Source organism: cf. Phormidesmis sp. LEGE 11477 (assembly GCF_015207105.1).
GTDB lineage: Bacteria > Cyanobacteriota > Cyanobacteriia > Phormidesmidales > Phormidesmidaceae > Phormidesmis.
The window spans coordinates 1-18068 of sequence record NZ_JADEXO010000118.1 but is presented as its reverse complement, the minus strand read 5'-3'; the positions used below and the strand labels follow the sequence as shown (position 1 = coordinate 18068).

General features: G+C 52.0%; 16 protein-coding genes and 1 tRNA gene. 9 read left to right on the top strand and 8 right to left on the bottom strand.

Translation table 11 applies throughout. The features are described 5' to 3' along the window. On the top strand, nt 1-1800 hold a 1800-nt coding region (locus IQ256_RS23760; RefSeq protein WP_193858176.1), incomplete at its 5' end, for an efflux RND transporter permease subunit. Between the two features lie 82 nt (nt 1801-1882). Here the strand turns inward: IQ256_RS23760 and IQ256_RS23755 are convergent. Continuing rightward, the gene (locus tag IQ256_RS23755) at nt 1883-2755 is read right to left on the bottom strand and encodes a hypothetical protein (protein WP_193858175.1); all 873 of its coding nucleotides are present in this window, start codon (nt 2753-2755) and stop codon (nt 1883-1885) included. Nucleotides 2756-3056: 301 nt separating this feature from the next. Here IQ256_RS23755 and IQ256_RS23750 point away from each other — a divergent pair, with 301 nt between their 5' ends. The 7 genes from IQ256_RS23750 (at nt 3057) to IQ256_RS23720 (ending at nt 8634) form a co-directional block, all read left to right on the top strand. Continuing rightward, nucleotides 3057-3653 (top strand): hypothetical protein, encoded by a 597-nt coding sequence (locus IQ256_RS23750; protein ID WP_193858174.1) that lies wholly within the window; start codon nt 3057-3059, stop codon nt 3651-3653. 53 nt (nt 3654-3706) lie between these two features. Then, nucleotides 3707-5023, top strand: a complete 1317-nt coding sequence (locus IQ256_RS23745) for a sulfite exporter TauE/SafE family protein (protein ID WP_193858173.1) — start codon at nt 3707-3709, stop codon at nt 5021-5023. Next, nucleotides 4956-5651, top strand: a complete 696-nt coding sequence (locus IQ256_RS23740) for a hypothetical protein (RefSeq protein WP_193858172.1) — start codon at nt 4956-4958, stop codon at nt 5649-5651. The genes IQ256_RS23745 and IQ256_RS23740 overlap by 68 nt, the downstream gene beginning before the upstream one ends. Before the next feature lie 81 nt (nt 5652-5732). Next, entirely contained in the window at nt 5733-6584 is an 852-nt protein-coding gene (locus tag IQ256_RS23735) for a Uma2 family endonuclease (RefSeq protein WP_193858171.1), read from the top strand. 138 nt (nt 6585-6722) lie between these two features. Further along, nucleotides 6723-7367 (top strand): DUF4033 domain-containing protein, encoded by a 645-nt coding sequence (locus IQ256_RS23730; RefSeq protein ID WP_193858170.1) that lies wholly within the window; start codon nt 6723-6725, stop codon nt 7365-7367. Between the two features lie 118 nt (nt 7368-7485). Further along, nucleotides 7486-7995 carry a Uma2 family endonuclease gene (locus IQ256_RS23725; RefSeq protein ID WP_370623533.1) on the top strand — a complete coding sequence of 170 codons (510 nt, stop codon included), beginning with the start codon at nt 7486-7488 and terminating at the stop codon, nt 7993-7995. A 144-nt stretch (nt 7996-8139) separates the two neighbouring features. Continuing rightward, nucleotides 8140-8634 carry a thiol-disulfide oxidoreductase DCC family protein gene (locus IQ256_RS23720; protein ID WP_193858169.1) on the top strand — a complete coding sequence of 165 codons (495 nt, stop codon included), beginning with the start codon at nt 8140-8142 and terminating at the stop codon, nt 8632-8634. A gap of 39 nt (nt 8635-8673) precedes the next feature. Here the strand turns inward: IQ256_RS23720 and IQ256_RS23715 are convergent, their stop codons facing one another. From IQ256_RS23715 to IQ256_RS23695, 5 genes are all read right to left on the bottom strand, one after another. Then, nucleotides 8674-11619 carry a hypothetical protein gene (locus tag IQ256_RS23715; protein WP_193858168.1) on the bottom strand — a complete coding sequence of 982 codons (2946 nt, stop codon included), beginning with the start codon at nt 11617-11619 and terminating at the stop codon, nt 8674-8676. Nucleotides 11620-12130: 511 nt separating this feature from the next. Further along, nucleotides 12131-12880: a creatininase family protein gene (locus tag IQ256_RS23710; RefSeq protein ID WP_193858167.1), complete on the bottom strand. Its 750-nt coding sequence runs from the start codon at nt 12878-12880 to the stop codon at nt 12131-12133. Nucleotides 12881-12914: 34 nt separating this feature from the next. Continuing rightward, the gene (locus IQ256_RS23705; RefSeq protein ID WP_193858166.1) at nt 12915-14018 is read right to left on the bottom strand and encodes a hypothetical protein; all 1104 of its coding nucleotides are present in this window, start codon (nt 14016-14018) and stop codon (nt 12915-12917) included. Nucleotides 14019-14082: 64 nt separating this feature from the next. Then, entirely contained in the window at nt 14083-15066 is a 984-nt protein-coding gene (locus IQ256_RS23700; RefSeq protein WP_193858165.1) for a hypothetical protein, read from the bottom strand. Nucleotides 15067-15109: 43 nt separating this feature from the next. Next, complete coding sequence (locus IQ256_RS23695) at nt 15110-15751, bottom strand: Npun_F0813 family protein (RefSeq protein ID WP_193858164.1); 642 nt, start codon at nt 15749-15751, stop codon at nt 15110-15112. 155 nt (nt 15752-15906) lie between these two features. Between IQ256_RS23695 and IQ256_RS23690 the strand changes: the two genes are divergently transcribed. Then, nucleotides 15907-15980, top strand: a tRNA-Arg gene (locus IQ256_RS23690). Nucleotides 15981-16090: 110 nt separating this feature from the next. Here the strand turns inward: IQ256_RS23690 and IQ256_RS23685 are convergent. Beyond that, nucleotides 16091-17182, bottom strand: a complete 1092-nt coding sequence (locus IQ256_RS23685; RefSeq protein WP_193858163.1) for a hypothetical protein — start codon at nt 17180-17182, stop codon at nt 16091-16093. Between the two features lie 272 nt (nt 17183-17454). Continuing rightward, a partial coding sequence (locus IQ256_RS23680; protein ID WP_228025213.1) for a virulence-associated E family protein occupies nt 17455-18068 on the bottom strand: 614 nt, incomplete at its 5' end.

Sequence of the window (18068 nt, the reverse complement as noted above, 5' to 3'; positions counted from 1 at the left end):
GGCGCGCTATACCGACAGTTTGCGCTGACGATTGCTTTTGCGATCGCAATTTCCACTTTCAACGCCCTCACCCTCACCCCCACGCTTTCTGGTCTACTGCTGCGACCCAGAAGAGAGCCGACTGGCTGGCGGGCCAAGCTATTCAACCCGTTTAACGACGGGCTCGACTGGCTGCGTGATCGCTACGGTGATGCCCTCCAAAAGCTAACAAAGCTCAAGCCTTTCGTGATCGCTGCCTTTGTCGCCTCACTGGTATTGACCGCTTGGCTGTATACCACTGTGCCTTCTGCGTTCTTGCCTGACGAAGACCAAGGCTATTTCATCACCATCGTCGGTGGCCCAGAAGGGGTTTCACTCAACTACACCAGTGAAGTGATGGCAGAAGCCGAAGCGATCTTGCTAGAGCAGCCAGAGGTGCGAGCGACTTTTGCAGTTGGGGGCTTTGGCTTTAGCGGCAATACCGCCAACAGTGGCGTCATCTTTACCACGCTAAATCCTTGGGGCGATCGCGATGCCAGCGTCTTTGATATTATCGAGCGGGTCCGGGGTCCGCTGATGAGCAGTACCAAAGCTCGCTTGCTGCCGGTCAACCCGCCTGCCATCCAAGGGCTTAGCAGCTTTGGTGGCTTCGAGTTTCAGCTACAAGACAGGCGCGGCGGGGCCGATCTGGGTGATTTGGTCAATAGCATGGGCGCGATTATGGGCGCTGCTAACCAGAATCCGCAGCTACAAAATGTCTTTAGTACGTATGCGGCCAGTACGCCGCAGATCGCTATCGATGTAAACCGCGATCAGGCCAAAGCCCTCAATGTCAACATCAGCGATATTTTCAGCACGCTGCAGACTAATCTAGGCTCGCGCTATGTGAATGACTTTAATTTACAGGGCCGGACGTACCGAGTGTATGTGCAGGCCGATCAGCAATATCGATCGACCCCAAGCGATATCGACAAGCTGTATGTGCGATCGCAAACCGGTAATCTAGTGCCGATGAGCAATCTGATCTCTACCACCGACACCGCTGGCGCTCAGACAATTAACCACTACAACCTCTTCCGCTCGATCGCCATCAATGGAGCCCCGGCCCCAGGCGTTAGCTCCGGTGCGGCGATCACCGCTATGGAAAACGTCGCCGAACAGGTGCTGCCGGCTGGCTTTGGCTACGAGTGGTCAGGCACCGCGTTAGAAGAAATTGAAGGCGGCAACCAGGCTCCGATTATCTTTGGCCTGGGACTGGTTCTGGTGTTTCTGGTGCTGGCCGCTCAATACGAAAGCTACGTCGACCCGGTGATCATTCTGTTCGCGGTGCCGCTAGCTGTGTTTGGGGCACTGATTGCTCAAACCATTCGAGGCTTGCCGAACGATGTCTACTGTCAAATTGGTCTGGTTATGCTGATCGGCTTAGCCAGTAAAAACTCAATTTTGATCGTAGAATTTGCGAATCAACTTCGCTGTCAGGGCCGCTCAATCACAGAAGCGGCGCTAGAAGCCGCCCAGCAGAGAATGCGGCCAATTTTGATGACGGCGATTTCTACGCTAAGCAGTATCTTTCCGCTGGTGATTGCGACCGGCGCAGGGGCAGGCAGCCGACAGTCACTGGGCACGGCGGTTTTCGGTGGGATGCTGGTCGCCACCTTCCTCAGCCTGTTTATCGTCCCCGTTCTCTATATTGTGATCAAGGGCTTTACCGTTGACAAATCAACCCAAAGAAATGGCAACGGCGACGGAGAATTCTCTGGAACTTTGACGGGTCAGCCCCAGCCTGAACTGCCTGATCTAAATGAGGGAGTTGCGAAGTAGCCAGCGCCGTGACTGCCGCTGTCAGTCTTCATGTACTGTCAGTCTTCATGCGCTGTAAGTCTCCACTGCCAAAAGTTCCGCGCTAGGACTCAAATTGAACGTTTAGCAGCTCTATGAGATCCTCGGGGCCGCCGATCGTGATGAATGCGCTTAGCGGCACCGGTGCTTCTGGCGCAAAGGTGATTGAAAAGCTGTCGGGATCGTTGATGAAGTCTTTCATCTCTTCTACAAATTCAGGGGAGAGAGAGTTTTCGCCGCTGGCGACTTCTTCTTCTAGGCCCGCGATCGCTTCCGCCTTGGCTTCCTCTACGCTGATGCCTTCTGCTGCCGCCGTCGTTTCAAACAGCCTTTTTACAAAAGAATCATCTTCATAAGTAATTTTCGCGCTTTCAAACTGCGCTCCAAACAGAGAGAACGGTAAGCTGTCGATCGTCGCCTGGTTCAGCTCGATGTTGCCTAGCTCCAGGGTCATTTCCATGTCGCCGACCTCGTCAGCGCCGAACTTTAGCTGCTTTAGCGCTATGGTTCTATCGTCCGCTTCATACTCGTATTCAGTGACGATATTAGCGGAGATCTCCTGCCCGTAGCCCAGCTCAGAGAACATGTCAGCATTCTCTCCTAGCGCTGTTTGATCTAGCTCGATGCCTTTGATCGCCATATTCAAGTAGGTCAGGATTTCGTTCTCCTCTTCGTAGCTATACAGGGTCATCTCATCGACTCTAATCGCATCGCCAGAGGCAACGGGTGTAACCACCACATCTTTGAGCGTTGTGCCCCGACCTAGCAAAGAGACATCTACTTTGCGATAGTCGACATCGACATAGTCTGAGACGTCGGCAATGGCTTGATCTATTTCTTTCGCAGCGGACCGAGAGATCCATGCCTTAGCGCCAATGACTAGCGCGATCACGCCCACGACGCCAATGCCTGCGCCTATCCATACTTTCTTATTCATAATCTTTTGAAATAGACTCCTCTAAACAGACTCTATGAAAACCCTTGATAAAAACCAGTCAAAGCGCTGGTCGCTCTACTTACTCACAATATCTACTTGCTCACAATATCTACTTGCTCACAATACCCACTTCCGCACGGTTTGCGTGTGATACCTTCTACCTGCCAAGTTTGCTTGCTAAGTTGGCCTGCACTTCAGCAGGCATCTCAAGCATGAACTAAGATGACGTATCGTCTTTTGACTACTTATTTATTTGTCTGCACTATAGGATGTTATGCAGTTGCCTTTCTCCAAGATCTCCATGCCTGTCTTTATCCCCCAAAAGTCAAGGTTCAAGATAGCTGCGATCGCCAGTCTGACGCTACTAGCCATTGGCTGTAGCCGTTCCATGCCCAGCGCTGAAGGCGGAGCGACACATCGTGCCTCCAGTGCAGACACAGCCAGTACGCAGACGACTGCTCAAGCTGCTGCCTCAGAGGATATGGGATTTACTGACTCAGAAGCGCATTCTCATAAGGGCGTTAACACCAACCATGATGTCTTTCATAGCAAAGCGATCGAAGTGCCTGCTGGAACGCCTGTGCCTGCTGTCACGATTCAGGTCGAAGCAGATCCGGTGCGCGGCTGGAATTTATATGTAGGCACGGCTAATTTCGACTTTACGCCAGAGAAGATTAATCGTGAAAGTAGTCCTACAGAAGGACATGCCCATCTCTATATCAACGACGAACCAATGTATCGTATCTACGGCCCTTGGACGCATCTGCCGGATCTGCCCGGTGGTACCAATGAGATTCGCGTTACGCTCAATGCCAATGGCCACGAGTCGCTCACGACTCAAGGCAACCAGATTGAAGACAGCGTCACTGTTGAAGTTTATGACCCTAGCACCAATTGAATTCGCTGCTTAAATCTGCTTCGCACCCCTTCTGTATCTAGTTTGTATCTAGCATGCCAACTTCCCTAGATCTCTGGTTAACGGCGGCTGTTGGCTTTCTAGGAAGCTTTGGCCACTGTGTGGGTATGTGTGGTCCGGTGGCCACTGCGTTTGCGCTATCTGCTCAGCAGTCGAGCCAATATGCTTCTAACAACGATGCTGCTGAAGATGCGGCGGACGACTGGTCTCGGCAGATAGCGTTTCATCTCTTGCTAAATATAGGCCGACTGTTGAGCTATGCCCTAGTGGGTATGGGAATTGGGGCTTTAGGCTCAGTGCTGTTTGCTGGCGGGCAGATTGCAGGTATTGGTTCTACGCTCAGGCGATTGGTTTCTCTAGCTACAGGCGTTTTGCTCATCTGGTTTGGTCTGACTCAGGCCAGCCCTGGCTTTTTACCGAGCTTGCCATTTTTGCATCCGGCTAGAGCCCAAAAGCTGCATGAGCAGATCAATCAATCGATGGGTCGGGTCGCTCGCTGGCAGCAGGCGATCGCACCGCTTATCCTTGGATTACTTTGGGGCTTGATACCCTGCGGCTTTTTATATACTGGTCAGCTACGAGCTGCCGCTACCCAAAGCCCAGTCGGTGGCGCGGCGGTGATGTTAGCTTTTGGCCTGGGCACCGCGCCAGCGATGGTGGTCGTCGGGATGACGGCGTCGCGGCTGAGCCAGGATCGGCGATCGCAGCTCTTTCGTCTGGGCGGCTGGATCACGGTCGCGATCGGCACTTTGCTGCTGTTGCGAACGGGCAACACCATGACCGACTACAGCGGCTATGTGGCGATTGTCTGCCTGATTTTGGCGCTGATTGCTAGACCGATCAGTCGGCTGTGGCCTGGCCCGCTGCGCTATCGGCGGGTGCTAGGCGTCGGTGCGTTTGTGCTCAGCGCTCTGCACCTATTGCATATGCTCAGCCATACCTGGCGGTGGAACTGGCGAGCAGTACAGTTTATGCTGCCACAGCATCAGGTTGGTATGGTGCTGGGCCTAATTGCCATGCTGTTGATGCTGCCAGCAGCGGTGACCAGTTTTGATAGAGCTCAGGTTTCTTTGGGCAGCCGCTGGCGAAAGCTGCATCTGCTGGGGTTTCCGGCTTTGCTTTTGGCGGCGGGCCATGCGATCCTAGCAGGCGCTAGCTATTGGGGTGCGCTGGCGCTGACCTGGCAAAACCAGGCTATGGTCGGTGGTCTGGTGGTTGCTGTGCTGGGCGTTTCGTTAGTGCGATCGCGCTCGTTCTGGACTCTGCTCTCTCAAGAAAAAAACTATGCCCCTCCTAAAACCCAAATCGTTCGCTCTAGCGATCGCGACTGCTGCGATACTCTTTTGCCTTAATGCAATTTCGTCGCCATTGTCTCAGCCAGCCGCCGCTCATCAGGTAGAAATCTCCAATGAAGTTGGTGGCACGTTGCATATAGAACCCGATGACAATCCTCGGGCCGGAGAGGAGGTATTAGCCTGGGTTGCCCTGACTCGGCGAGGCGGTGAAACTATTCAGTTAGCAGAGTGCGACTGCCAGTTGACTGTTTACACCCAGCCCAGACAGCCAGACTCAGAGCCGATCCTATCGCCTACGCTCAGTGCAGTGGCCAGTGAAGGCTATCAGGGCATCCCTGGGGCTGATATAACTTTTCCGACCGTGGGCTTATACACGCTTGCCATCAGCGGTAATCCCAAGCAAGCAGATGACTTTTCTCCTTTTGAGCTAGCCTTTGATGTGACGGTTGCCGCTGGCCAGTCCCAGTCAGAATCGTCTGCTGAGTCCGCTGCGGTTCCCCCTTCTGCGGAGATTACAGATCCAGATACATCGGCACCAGAGACAGTTGCCTCAGATGCAATAGAAGCGCCAGATACGGTCACAGACGACGAAGTGTCGGACGCCGGACAGTGGCCTATACTTATTCTGCTTTTAGGCGGGGTCGTGATTGGCGCAATCTCTTTTCTTGCTATCCGTCAGCGCTGAGTCGCTAGTGCCGACTACTCGTTCTAGTCTATCGTCCTAGATATGCAGTCATAATAGAGTCAGTAGCTATAGGCCACCGCGATGACCTTCACTCAGCCCTTGCGACCTCAAAAGAAAATATGGCCCAACAAGGCATCGCTGCCCACCATGTACGATCTGCCTAGCGAAGACCCAGAGGAGCCCGGCTTGCCAGATGAATTTCACGACTATCAGCCGGCGCTACTGAGTGAAACTTTCAGGCTCAGCGGTTACGCTAGCGAAGACACATTTTCTGCTGCCGATCTAAACCTCTACTACGATCCAGACAACAACTGGTACAAGCGCCCCGACTGGTTTGGTGTAGTCGGTAATCCAGAAGGCTGCGATAGCGACGTCTTACGTCTGAGCTATGTGGTCTGGCAAGAAGAGCTGATCCCCTTTGTGGTGGTCGAGCTGATCTCCCCTGGTACAGAGGGGGAAGACTTTGGCCGAACAGAGAACAGAAAAGGAAGGCCCCCAACCAAATGGACTGTTTATGAAAGAATTCTCCAAATTCCTTACTATGTTATCTACAACCGATACGACAATAGTTTGAAGGCGTTTCGTTTGAAGAATGGTCGATACCAGCCGATAGAAATTGGGTCAGAGCGTACAGTTTGGTTCCCTGAAATCGATGCTGGACTAGGCACTTGGCAAGGAAAGTATAAGCGATTCACTCGTGAGTGGCTGCGTTGGTATGATGAAAGCGGATGGATTCCAACGGAGAAAGAGGCCAGCGATCGGCAAATCTTGCAAGAAAGATTAGCCAAGCAGCGAGCTGAAAAAGAGGCTAGAAGAGCAGAACAAGAGGCTATGAACGCTCGCCAGGAAGCTGACGAGGTGAGAGCGCGAAATGAACGCTTGCAGGCCGAGCTAAAGAAGCTGGGTATTGATATTGACGAACTCGACGTTTAATTGACTTGACCTTCTTGGCACTTCCCTTTTGGGGCTTTTCTGCTAGATATTCTCTTCTGGTTTTGTCCTTTTAGCTTCATTTTCATAACAACGCACCACAAAAACGCCCAGCAAAGACAAGGTAGCTACAAGACATCTATGCATACAGTTGAGATACACCAAGACAATCTATTGGATCGGCTATTTATCTGGCTGTTTTCTCGAAAAATGGCCAATGCTATCGATTCAACAACAGCGGCCACCGGCTACGAAGGGTTTGTTGATCTTTCTAAACAGATTATGCAGGGGCGCAGTGCCCAAGAGCAGCAGGCCGCTGTTGCCAGGGTGCTGCAATCTTTGATTCCAGCACCGATCCTATGGGTGATTCGCACTGTTTTTTCTCCGACTCGGCTGGTGTGCGTGCTAAATGCCTGGTTTGCGGCGCAGATGTTTGAGTGGCTAGTCGGGCCATGCGAAGTAGCCCAGGCAGAGGTGAAAGGGTTGGATGGAGAGGTGCGATCGCAACCCAGCGCCGTCCATATCAAAAAGTGTCGCTACCTAGAAGAAAGCCAGTGCGTCGGCATGTGCGTCAACATGTGTAAGCTGCCTACCCAAACCTTTTTTACTGAAAAGTTTGGTATCCCTCTCACCATGACACCGAACTTTGAAGACCTAAGCTGCGAGATGGTGTTTGGCCAGGTGCCAATTGCCGCCGAAGCTGACGACGTGATGGATCAACCTTGTCTGAGTGAGTGCCCTACTGGGACGCTATCAGCTAGTGGATGCCACAAGCTTCAGGTATAGCTGGCATCGATGGGCAGCCGCTGCTGGAAGTTCGGCAGCACATATAGCAACGCGGCGGCAAGCTGAAGATAAAGCTTCAGCCCTATAATGTATTCATCACTAAAGCTTGCGTCCCATTGTGACTGCAACTATCCCCACACTAGTTAAACAGCGTCTCATCACAACCGACGAGTATCACCGCATGGCGGAAGTTGGGATTTTGTCACCAGATGAACGGGTGGAGCTGATTGCCGGAAAAATTATCCAAAAAATGCCAAAAGGTCCTCGTCATAGTGCGCTCTGCAAGCGAATAGAAAAACTAATCGAGCGGCTTTTAGAAGACAAAGTGCTAGTCCGGCTCCAAGATCCGATCCAGCTAGACGCCTACTCGGAACCTGAGCCTGGCATTGTTGTTGCACATCCTAACGACAGCTTTTACGAGGATCATCATCCTGCGCCAAACGAGATTTATCTGATTGTTGAAATTGCAGACTCTACGATAGAGCGTGACTTAACATTAAAAGCAGATCTCTATGCAGCAGCAGGAATCATAGACTATTGGGTGATTAATGTGCAGGCTCAGCAGCTTCATATTTTCAGACAGCCCCAAACAGACGGCTATCAAAGACAGATAATATTGAGAGGGTAGCAGCAGTCGATTTATTGGCTTTCCCAGAATGTAGCATTGCTGTGCAATCGTGCTTTGGCTGAAATAATTAGCAGGTTGCTCTAACGGTCGAGGATTAAATCTAAACGGGTTAGACTTAAGAAGAACTCCTCTAGCATCCTCCACATGACGCTTTCAGCTACAAAACCTAGCAGCCAGAATCCTAAGACTAGCGACTGGAAAATCAATCTACTCTACGACGGTGCCTGTCCGCTATGCGTCAGAGAAGTTAATTTCCTCCAGAAGAAAGACGCCGGGCGTGGCCTTGTCAAATTTACAGATATTGCGGATTTGGACTACAGCCCAGAGGAAAACGGTGGCATCGACTTTGAAACGGCGATGGGTCGCATTCATGCGGTTCGCGCCGATGGCACCATTGTCAAAAATGTGGCGGTCTTTCGAGAAGTATATGACGCGCTCGGTATCGGCTGGATGTATGCGCCGACCAAGTGGCCAGTGATTGGCCCGGTGGTGGACAAGCTGTATGACCTCTGGGCCGATTGGCGACTGTCCATGACGGGGCGACCCGATTTGGATCAGGTGATGGCCGAGCGGCAGGCCAAAATGGAAGAGTTGAATGAACGTCTGAATGAGGGCCGCTGCCGGGTTGGGGAAACGTAGCTTCGACGCTGCTTTTTAACGCTTGCTCATTAATGCTTGCTAGAACGAGAGTCGAATACCGCCTGCGACCTCAACGCCGTCGCCGCCATCGAAGACGTTCTCAATTCGCAGGTAGGCACCAGGGCCTCTGGCTTTGCCTGTGCCTACACGCTGAGCGATCGGATCGCCGTTTTCGTCTAGCAAAAATTGATTGAGTGCGATCGCCCTAGACTCGCCATTATCACCCGTCACTATCTCAACGACCGGATTCCCTTCTGCATCGAGCAGGGGCTTAGTTTGGTAGACAGGCATTACGTTGCCAGCCGGATCAACCTGGTAGGCATCGCGCTTTACTTCCCCAAACGGATGAAAGACCACCTCACTTCTTACACCCACGCCAGCGTCATCTGCATCGTTGCCAAACACAGTGCCTCTATAGAACACTTCGGCTCGAACCGTATTGGCCGCTGCCGTCCAAGGCGTATTGCCGAAGTTGTAAACACCGCCCAAAGTCAGCTCGCCACGAACCGCTGAGAAGTTAGGATAGCTATCTTGTTCAGTCATCAATTCCTGCTCGCGTGAGATTTCTCTCACAGGCTGAGTAATCGAATCAATTACTTCTTCAACAATATCGATTCGCGTTCTAGGGCCCAGCTCAACATCGCCGATTTCACGAGTTTCTTCATTGTTTACAGTCACGACTACTGTATCGGGTCCAGCGATAAATTCAACATCGGTCAGCTCCCCGGCCTGATTGATATTGAACCGCGCTTCTCCCGTGTTCTCCTCAGTGGTGCCATCCTCTGTCCTAATGGTGTCTAGGCGCGATTGAGGCGATGAAAACGTCTCTAGCACTCGCCGCTGCTGAAGCTCATCGACCGCGCTCACGGTAGTGGTTCGCGAGAGACGAATGGTATCTTCCTGATTACCCAGGCCACCCGTTAGCTTACCGCCTAGATAGAGGCCACCGGCTCGCGTGACGCTGACATACCCGAGCTGTCCAATTCCGTCGATACCAGCTACAGGCCGTTCCCCAATTGCGTTCATCGCGTTGCCTAACCTAGCATCAACCTCGGCGGTGATGGAAATATCGACTGTCGATACCCGCTCGCCGCCAACGACCTCGGCATAAACGCCCTGAACGCCGTTGAACTCGTTAGTAGCTGCATTGCTAGCGGCGACAGTATCTTCTACCGCGTAGACCTCAGCAGTCTCTTGAGCGAAGTTTTGAGGCTGTAAGTCGGCTGAGATAACCTTGAAGCCACCGTCAGTAATCAGATGCTGAGAAGTCCCTCTTGTGACCGCGTATGTTTGGCCTAGCTGCAAGTCTTGCCCGGCCTGCTGAGGCACCAGCGCGTAGATGATTCGAGTCGCTTCCCCTGCCGCTAACGCAGTAGACGACTGCATGTAGCCGTCTTTTGTCCACTGCGGTAAGAAGGAGAGCATTCCATCGGCACTTTCGATCAAAAGTCCGCCTACGTTATCGGTGTAGGCAGCATTACCAGGGCCGACCTGCTGCGGATTCGGAGGAGCAATTACAATTTGCTCCGCTGACGGCAGCGCGAAAATGCCATCCGCAGAAACGAGCGGTGATTCTTGTATTGTTGGCGGCACGGGCGGCACGTAGCCAACTATTTGACGATTGTTGAATAGGCCAGTCGGGACTAGTAAATTGGCATCTCTTTCGTCTGCTAGTCTTAGCCGATTGCCAAAGCTGTCTTCAGCGCGGCGGTGAGTCCGCGTTAGATATTGAGTCAAGCCTAATGTTGTGGTGAGTCCGGCCTGATTGTCATCGGCAAAAGGATCAAAGCGGAGGTTGCCAGTAATCAGCGTTGGCGGCGCACTAGGGTTGTTGATTAGCGGTCTGGTCTGACCAGTCACACCCAAGCCATCGCTGCCTAAACGCGCTTCAATGGCGTTGGCATAGCGGCTGTATACTAGCTGTTCATCATCGGCTGTACGAACCCCTCTAGCATGACCTAGCAGATTCGATGGGGTTTCATCGGCGATTTCAACCTGGCCTCGTTCTCTTTCTAGCTCGACCTCCTCGACGGTTGTTTGCGGCTCGCCTTCTACGAGTACCTCGCTCATAGTAGTGGCCTGATCGATGAAATCGGGAAGTTCCACTCGCTCAGTTCGCGTGGTTACAGTTAGGTTGTTGATCTGCCTGGTGGCGATCGCTCTTCCCTCTCCAGTAAGCCCTTCCACGTACTGGCCATCATTAAAGTCTAGATCACCGCCGTCTTGTCGATCTTCAACAATAAATTCGCCAATCCTGCCATCCTCAGAAAAATCATCGGTAAAGTAAATAGCTGACTCAGTCGGTTCAGCAAAGTTGCGCCTGATATTAAGTACGCGCAGTTCGACAACATCGTCTGCGCCATAGGCAACCTCGATTGACCCCATGGTTCCTAATCGGCTACCATCTGGTCCTCTCTTTACATTCTCGCCTCGAACATACACGGTTTGAGGGTCGCTCCTGCTACCGTCAGGGCTAATGACTGTGACTTGAATTCCCTCCCCATAGCCATGAAGTCCTGGGGCCTGTCTCAGCTCAAAAGTTGTTGTTAATTGCAGTGACTCTCGCTGTAGGTCGTAGCGTGCATCTGTACCTTCGGCATCGTTTACAACCTGGTTGAAAGTGTCTTCGATGTATGACACGTCAGGTCTGATTTCAATGCTGTTAGGTGCCAATCGGTTAGGATCGACGTCCACCGCATCTCCTTCAGTGGTGCCTGTCGGCAGACTCGCGGGCAGCGGCGTGTTCGAGGTATTACGCAAGGGCCCTGTGCGAATCTCGCGAGCATTGTTATTAACTCGGACAGAGCCGTCGTCGCTGCGAATGGGAACGTTAGGCGGTGCGGATTGGGCGACGGCTGATCGCAGATTGGCATCAGCGCCAGCGACTGTGCTGACGGCTGCTAAAAGCAACAGCGTAGATCTAACAGAAACTGCCGAACAAAGGAACTTTGAACAGAACCCAGATAGAGACGGTGAGAGAGTCATTGACGTGATATTTCAGGATAGATAAAGTGCGGGTTTTATCCGTAGAAACCCTGGCAAAACAAGTGCTTAAAGTAGAGCACCTGTCTCAGTACTCGAGATTCTACTTAAACTGATTCGTCAGCAACAACCCGTCTACCGAGAAAACGCTGGATCTTCACAAGGCCATATCTAAAGGTTCATATAGAACAGTTAAATTCCGTATCTGTGTTTCTCGTATTTAGCTCAAGTGTTCGCGATCGCGTAGCATAACAAACTCTGCTTCTCTGTGATATTTATCACTTCGCTGGAGTGTTCTATGGCGTCCGCTACTTTCCTTCAAACAGTTTTTAACCGTGGAAGTGCTTGCTGTAAAAGAGAAAAGCTGAATCCGACGCTATCCGTATGATTTGTATAAAGCTTGTACAACAATGTATAAAGCTCGTACAACAATATCGGCATATAAAGTTCGATATAAAGTTCGTACTTGCTGCTGTATGGCAAACGAATAATTTCAGGGCTTCATACAAGTTCTCTACGATTCTTGTAAAAAGCTTAGATAGCCATGGGTTAAATCCTTTACCGCGATTTCGTAAAACTGCTGACCGTGTTCTGGTGTAGCTAGCTCAGGATTAGAACCCATGCGACCATCTGGGTAGAACGCCCTGAAATCCGTTGGATTATAGATAGAGCGGCCAGAAGGTGCGATCGCAGGTGAAAGCGAGGCTTGTTTAATATCCTCGGGATAGACAAATTGAGTGAGTGCGACTTCACTAGGTGTGGCATGCGAGCCTTCTTGGTCGCCGTATAGCTGCTGGGTCAGAGCAACAACTGCTTTGCTCTGATACCAGTTGGCGACTTTACAGCGGATCTGCCCAGCGTTAGGTAAGTTGGCATCGGCGATCGCCGCATACGTTTCCGAAAAAGCCGCCTTCATCGAAGCCACATTGCCGCCATGCCCATTGATAAAGTAAAACCGCTCGAATCCGTGCCTAGCTAGCGGCTTTACATAGTCTTGGATCAAGGCGATTAGCGTGCTGGGTCGAAGGCTAACGCTGCCCGGAAAGGCGAGGTGATGCAGGGCCATGCCGACGTTGATCGTCGGGCCGACTAGGGCACCCGTCGCGTCGCCTACCCCTTTGGCCACGGCTTCGGCGCAGATCGCGTCCGTGCCAATCAGTCCTGTTGGCCCGTGTTGCTCGGTCGAACCGATTGGAAAGATGATGCCGCGCGATCGCGTCAGATACTCTTCTACCTCTGGCCAAGTAGACAGATGCAGCAGCATAATTCTCTCCTTTTCTAGTCGGCGCGGGCTAATTCTATTCTGCACCGATTAAATCAAACACCTGCCCGTCTACTAGCAGCCGAGAAATTCCCTTTGCCTGTAGATACGGACTCGTTCGGGTGATCAAGCTCCCATCAGGCACTTTAATCACCCGCTGCTTGTTCCGAGAAAATCGCCGAGCCACGCGGTGATTATCAAATACAGGCAGCGTAGTCGACTTCTCTTCATCGCTAGGAATCTGACCCAAATGTCCAAATTCGCTCAGTGGACAGGTGATCAGCTCAGCGCGCATATCCACCACTAGATAGCAGGGCTTTGGCATCACCGCTTCACCCAGCGGCATGATCTCCACTGACTCCTCAGTTTGAAGCTTGGGCCGAGGCATTTTCAGCTCGTCGTCGTCCTCATCTAGCTCATCATCATCATCAGCTAGCTCGTCATCATCATCACCAAAGTCATCCCCTAGCGTGTCGTCTAGCCCCTCTAGATCATCCTCGTCGTCTTCGTCGTCCTCATCGTCAGCCGAACTAGATTTCGTCACCAATATAGGAGGAGAGACTATAGGAGGAGAGACTGTTTTCTCAGATCTCTTCTGGGCTCCTTTCTGAGTCGTTGAGGCAGGCGTATTCTCTTCTATGTCTTCTGTATCTAAGTCTTGAGCTGAGTCCTGCTCTGAGTCTTCACCAAGCAGAGGTAGCTGACCGTCATCAACCTCTTTCTTACGGCTACGACGACGGCGCGGTGCAGAAGAAGCGGTGTCATCTGATTTCTTATCGGTGCCCTTCTTCAGCTTTGGTGGTTCTACTGTCGGCGTACCCGGCTGGTCGGCATCAGACGATTCGTCAGTTGTATCAGCAACCTTTTCCGGTTTGGCTTTAGAGTTGGCTTTTGCCGCAGTCTGTTTAGCGGAGGTACGGCGTTTACTAGAGGGCTGCGTCTTAGTGGTTCCTGAAGATAGCCGCTTTTGAGCAATCAGCTCGCTGTATTCGTCTGAGGGCAGCGTCGTCTTCAGGATTCTACTAATGGTACTGTTGCTGACGCCAAACTGTTCAGCCAGGGTAGAGGTGGTCTGCCCTGGCTGTTTGTATAGATCAACGATGTCGCTCTTATCTGAGTCAGACAGTTTCCGAGGAGCCATGCTGCCGATTTCCTTACAAATGCCTTCCTAGTATGGCAGTTTTTGGAAGGTTAATCCTGATTGCTTAAAGCCATCTCTGCTGTGAGCGTGGCGGCTGGCTATTTCCAGAAATGCTGCGCTCTACTTCAGCGCTAAGACCGAAGAAAAGTGCCGATAGAATCCAAAAAATCTCCCAAAACGAGCCCTGCCTGTAGCTACCCTGGCCTATTTGGTAGATCAACAGCATGTCGGCAGTGTATAGGCACAGTCCTGCCAGCGCGATCAGCTTCCAAGTCTCTGAATAGCTACCGCCTCGAAAAGCGATTAGCAGAGACACGGCGATCACGATCAGCAGACAGTCTCCCACGATATAGATTAGTCGCAATCCGCCGGCTATACGGCTCAGCCTCTGCTCTATTAGCTGAATCGCTGCAGGCGCGTCTTTTTTAGACTGGGCGATCGCATTAGCTGCCGCCGTGGCTTCTACGCTTTCAGGTTGCGTTTGAATGCCTGGTTGCGTTTGAACGGTGCGTGCCTGAACCGACTGTGCCGGTAGTGAAGATGTCGTCGCTGTGCTCGGTGCGTAGAAATAAAGCCAGCTAGCCAGCAGGATGCCAACAACACCCGCGATCGAGATGCCTAGCGTCTGCATCAGGCTCAGCGTCATCCGCCGGGACAAAACGGCCTGCAATAGCCCAATCACCAAAAAGAGATAGCCAACCCCGTAGAACACATCTCCCAAAGAGGCCGCCGAGGTAATGCCCCACAGACTTCGCCACAGACTTACTGTGATATCGCCGAGCGCATGAAAGCCCATTCCTGCTGCGATCGCCTGCCATACCCCCTGTCCGCTCAAGATGCTTGGATTCAGTGAACTGCGCCAGCACAGCGCCGCCGCCAGCAAAAACGAACCAATCTTAAACAGGCTAATCAGCAGCAGTAGCCAGTCTGAGCGCGTTCCTAATGCTTGTACTAGTAGAACTATCGCTGCTGCTAGCGCCCATAGCCCGCAGCCCACCACCACTTTTCTATCCGCCCGTCCTAGCCCGCTTGCGCTGATGTGTTGCATGATCGATTATTTCTACCCTCTAGCTAGTCGGCGGTATATGCGCCTATGCCGACAACCAGAGCTTACCCAGCAAAGACTGCTGCAGCCAATTTAGAAAGATAGTCTTTTCGTCACCCGGTAAAATATCGAGGGCTGAGAGCGTTCGGGGGGCAAAGTGCGATCGCCCAAAAAACTCAGTCCCTAGCCGATGCAGCTCTAACAGCAGCGTGCATAGCTCCTCCTCTCCCCAGTCAGGCAGCTCCTCTATCAGCGGGTTGAGTCTCAGCAGCCCGCCTAGTCCCCCTGCTTTTTGGATAGGGACTGACGCATTCTGTAGAAACGCAGCCCCAAAAGCCTTCGCCTGCTTGCTACCCAAAAGCTGTTCCACATCGCCATACAGCGCCTGAACTAACAAAAGGCAGGACCTAGCATACGCAGTCGGTAAGACCGGATTGAGCAATTCTTGATCAATCTGAACATGTCGCCATAGGCTAAATCGATGCGGTTCTTCTAATAGAACGCACAAGTGACCTTCGTTACTAGTCAAATCTCGCCATGAGGCCTGAGCTTCTTCTTGCTGATGAGCTGAAAAGACGCTCAATAGGCCAAACGTTTTGTCTTGATAAGACAAGATCGGTACCCGCTTTGGCCGTTTAGGATGCTGAACGCTGCTAATCTCGACATCCTCAGGGGTAAGCACAAACATATCGATCTCTAGATAAGGCGAACGGTTCAGATCAGCAGCAGCTAAGCTAGCGTACCCAAAAACATATTTTCCTGATTCGTCAAGCTGTCGATCGAGCCCGGCAATGCGGTATATTTTCTATCGAGGTAAGCTGGTACACACATGCTTGCCATTTTGGATCCTTAGCTCAGCTGGATAGAGCAATCGCCTTCTAAGCGATCGGCCACAGGTTCGAATCCTGTAGGATCCGTGACTTGCAGAGATCATCAAAATTGCGCTGTCCTAACAGCAAGCCAGCCCATGCGCTACAACCCGCATGGGCTTTGACTTTGGCAAAAAAGCGATTGCCCTTAAACTGTCCTAGCTGGGTGGCATTGGCAGATTAGAACGGGCCTTCATCTCAGCGACTTTTTTAGTCACTAAAGCGGCGTTGATAAAGCGCTGATACGTGCGGCGGTGGACTGCGGGCGAATGGCCCATCTGCACAGACATAATGGGCACCTCATAGCCAAAGCTGACAGTGCCTCTGTGCCCGTAGGCGTAGCGCAATGTGTAGGGAGGAAAGCCTACCTCAGCGCGGCGGAAGGCTTGAGAGCACTGGGCGGCTAGATAGTAGCGGTCTGCGTCTATGTCGAGCTGCGGGCGAACGACGGATCGCAAATCCCATTCATCTACCCACTGTTCATAGAGCGGTAGCTGAATCAGTCGTGGGCCTGTCTTCCCATCCAATACTTGCAAATCGCCATCTGCGTTGAATTCGCACAGCCAGCACTCGTGATCGCGTAGGCCATAGGTGGCCATCATGCCGTAGACCCAGCGCCACTGTGGGCTACGCATTCTGTGATAGCCCTCTAAGATTTCCTCATCGAGGGGTACTTCTCGAAAGACTGAGGTGCTGGAGTTGTAGCGCCCCTGATATTCGAGCAGGTTTACTTTCAGCTCTGCAAAATCACAAAGCTTCTGCCACTGGCGGCAGATCTGTTGCCGTGCTCTGGTGTGCTCCTTCTTTGCCAGAATCAGCGGCATGATAGCGGCAACAGATAGCGGCTCACCCTGTGGCAGTCGGTAGTAGTAGTAAAGGTAATGCTGCTTCCAGGTGTAGTCGCTAATCTTGTTTTTCGAGCGGTGAAACACTTCAAACCGTTTGATTAGAGAGTGCAGCGGTTCGCGGTTGCCGCCTCTGCTGAGATAGGGCTTCCATGAAAAGTTGCCGGTGATCAGCTGGGTGCCGATTCGGACGGCTTCTATTTCGGCCTGCTGAATGCCGATCGTGTTAGCGGGGAGGCCGAGGGCGATCGCCTGCTGCGATGGCTGCACTCGGCTGCTATTGGGTTTGGGTGGCAGCGTGGCGCGTAAGCTGAGCTTGTTGCCTCGCTGTCTGATGGTTACGGGAAATAAAGCTTGTTTGAGTCGCTGATTAGCTGCTTTTATCTGTGCTTCTGCTTCAGTCATACCAGCTGTAGAAATTCCTTTTAGCAGTCGTCTCTTTGGACTCAGCTCCTATCAGTTAGAAAAATCGGCTATTTCAGCAGATCGCGCTGCTCTCAAAAAAAGTGAAAGTTTGCCGAAAAGTCCTGTGTCAGTGTGTCAGAGGCTGTATCCATTGCAGTGACTGGAATAGAACTGACACAGGTCTGACACAGGACCGTTTTTTTGCTGTGTCACCTGTGTCAGCGCTGACACAGCTTGACACGGGAGAACACAGGAGAATGAATTGTCCTGTGTCAGCGCTTTTCTTTCGCATCAGTACTTACAGCGTTTTGACACACTGACACAGGACTTTCTAGGGAATTTTTTATTTTTTTCTTTCTCCAGACTCGGGTGCGTCGGTTCTGATAGGCTACTGGGTTTTTGGTTTGCTCCCATCCCATCTTTTTAAAAATAGTTGAAACTCTCTTTTGTGCGGGGCAAGTATGTTTTTGAGGTGGGATGTCTAAGGCGTTGCAAAGTATCTCTTTGGTGCTCACTTCTTCACGGTTGAAAATGTAGTCTTCAATGCTGTATGTCCACGGATGAACTTCTTCGTACTGCTTTCGATCTCTATCTGCCGCCCGTCCTTCCTTCTCGGTCAGCCACCATTGCTCACCTTCTAAATACAGGGCGACAGCTGCCGCCCAGATGCGATCACGTTCTTCTCTCAGCTTGTTTCTATCTAGCTGGCGATTCATCGGCACCACCCAGTAGCGCCGGTTCCCGGTAGGATCTGCCAAGAAGTGATCTTCGTTGGTGCTGCCGACAATGACTGAAGGCCGATGCAGGGACTGCTGCGATAGGCCATAGGGAGGGCGGATTTTATCGGTGGAACAGGATAGAAACGCTTTGACCTGGCTGATGCTCT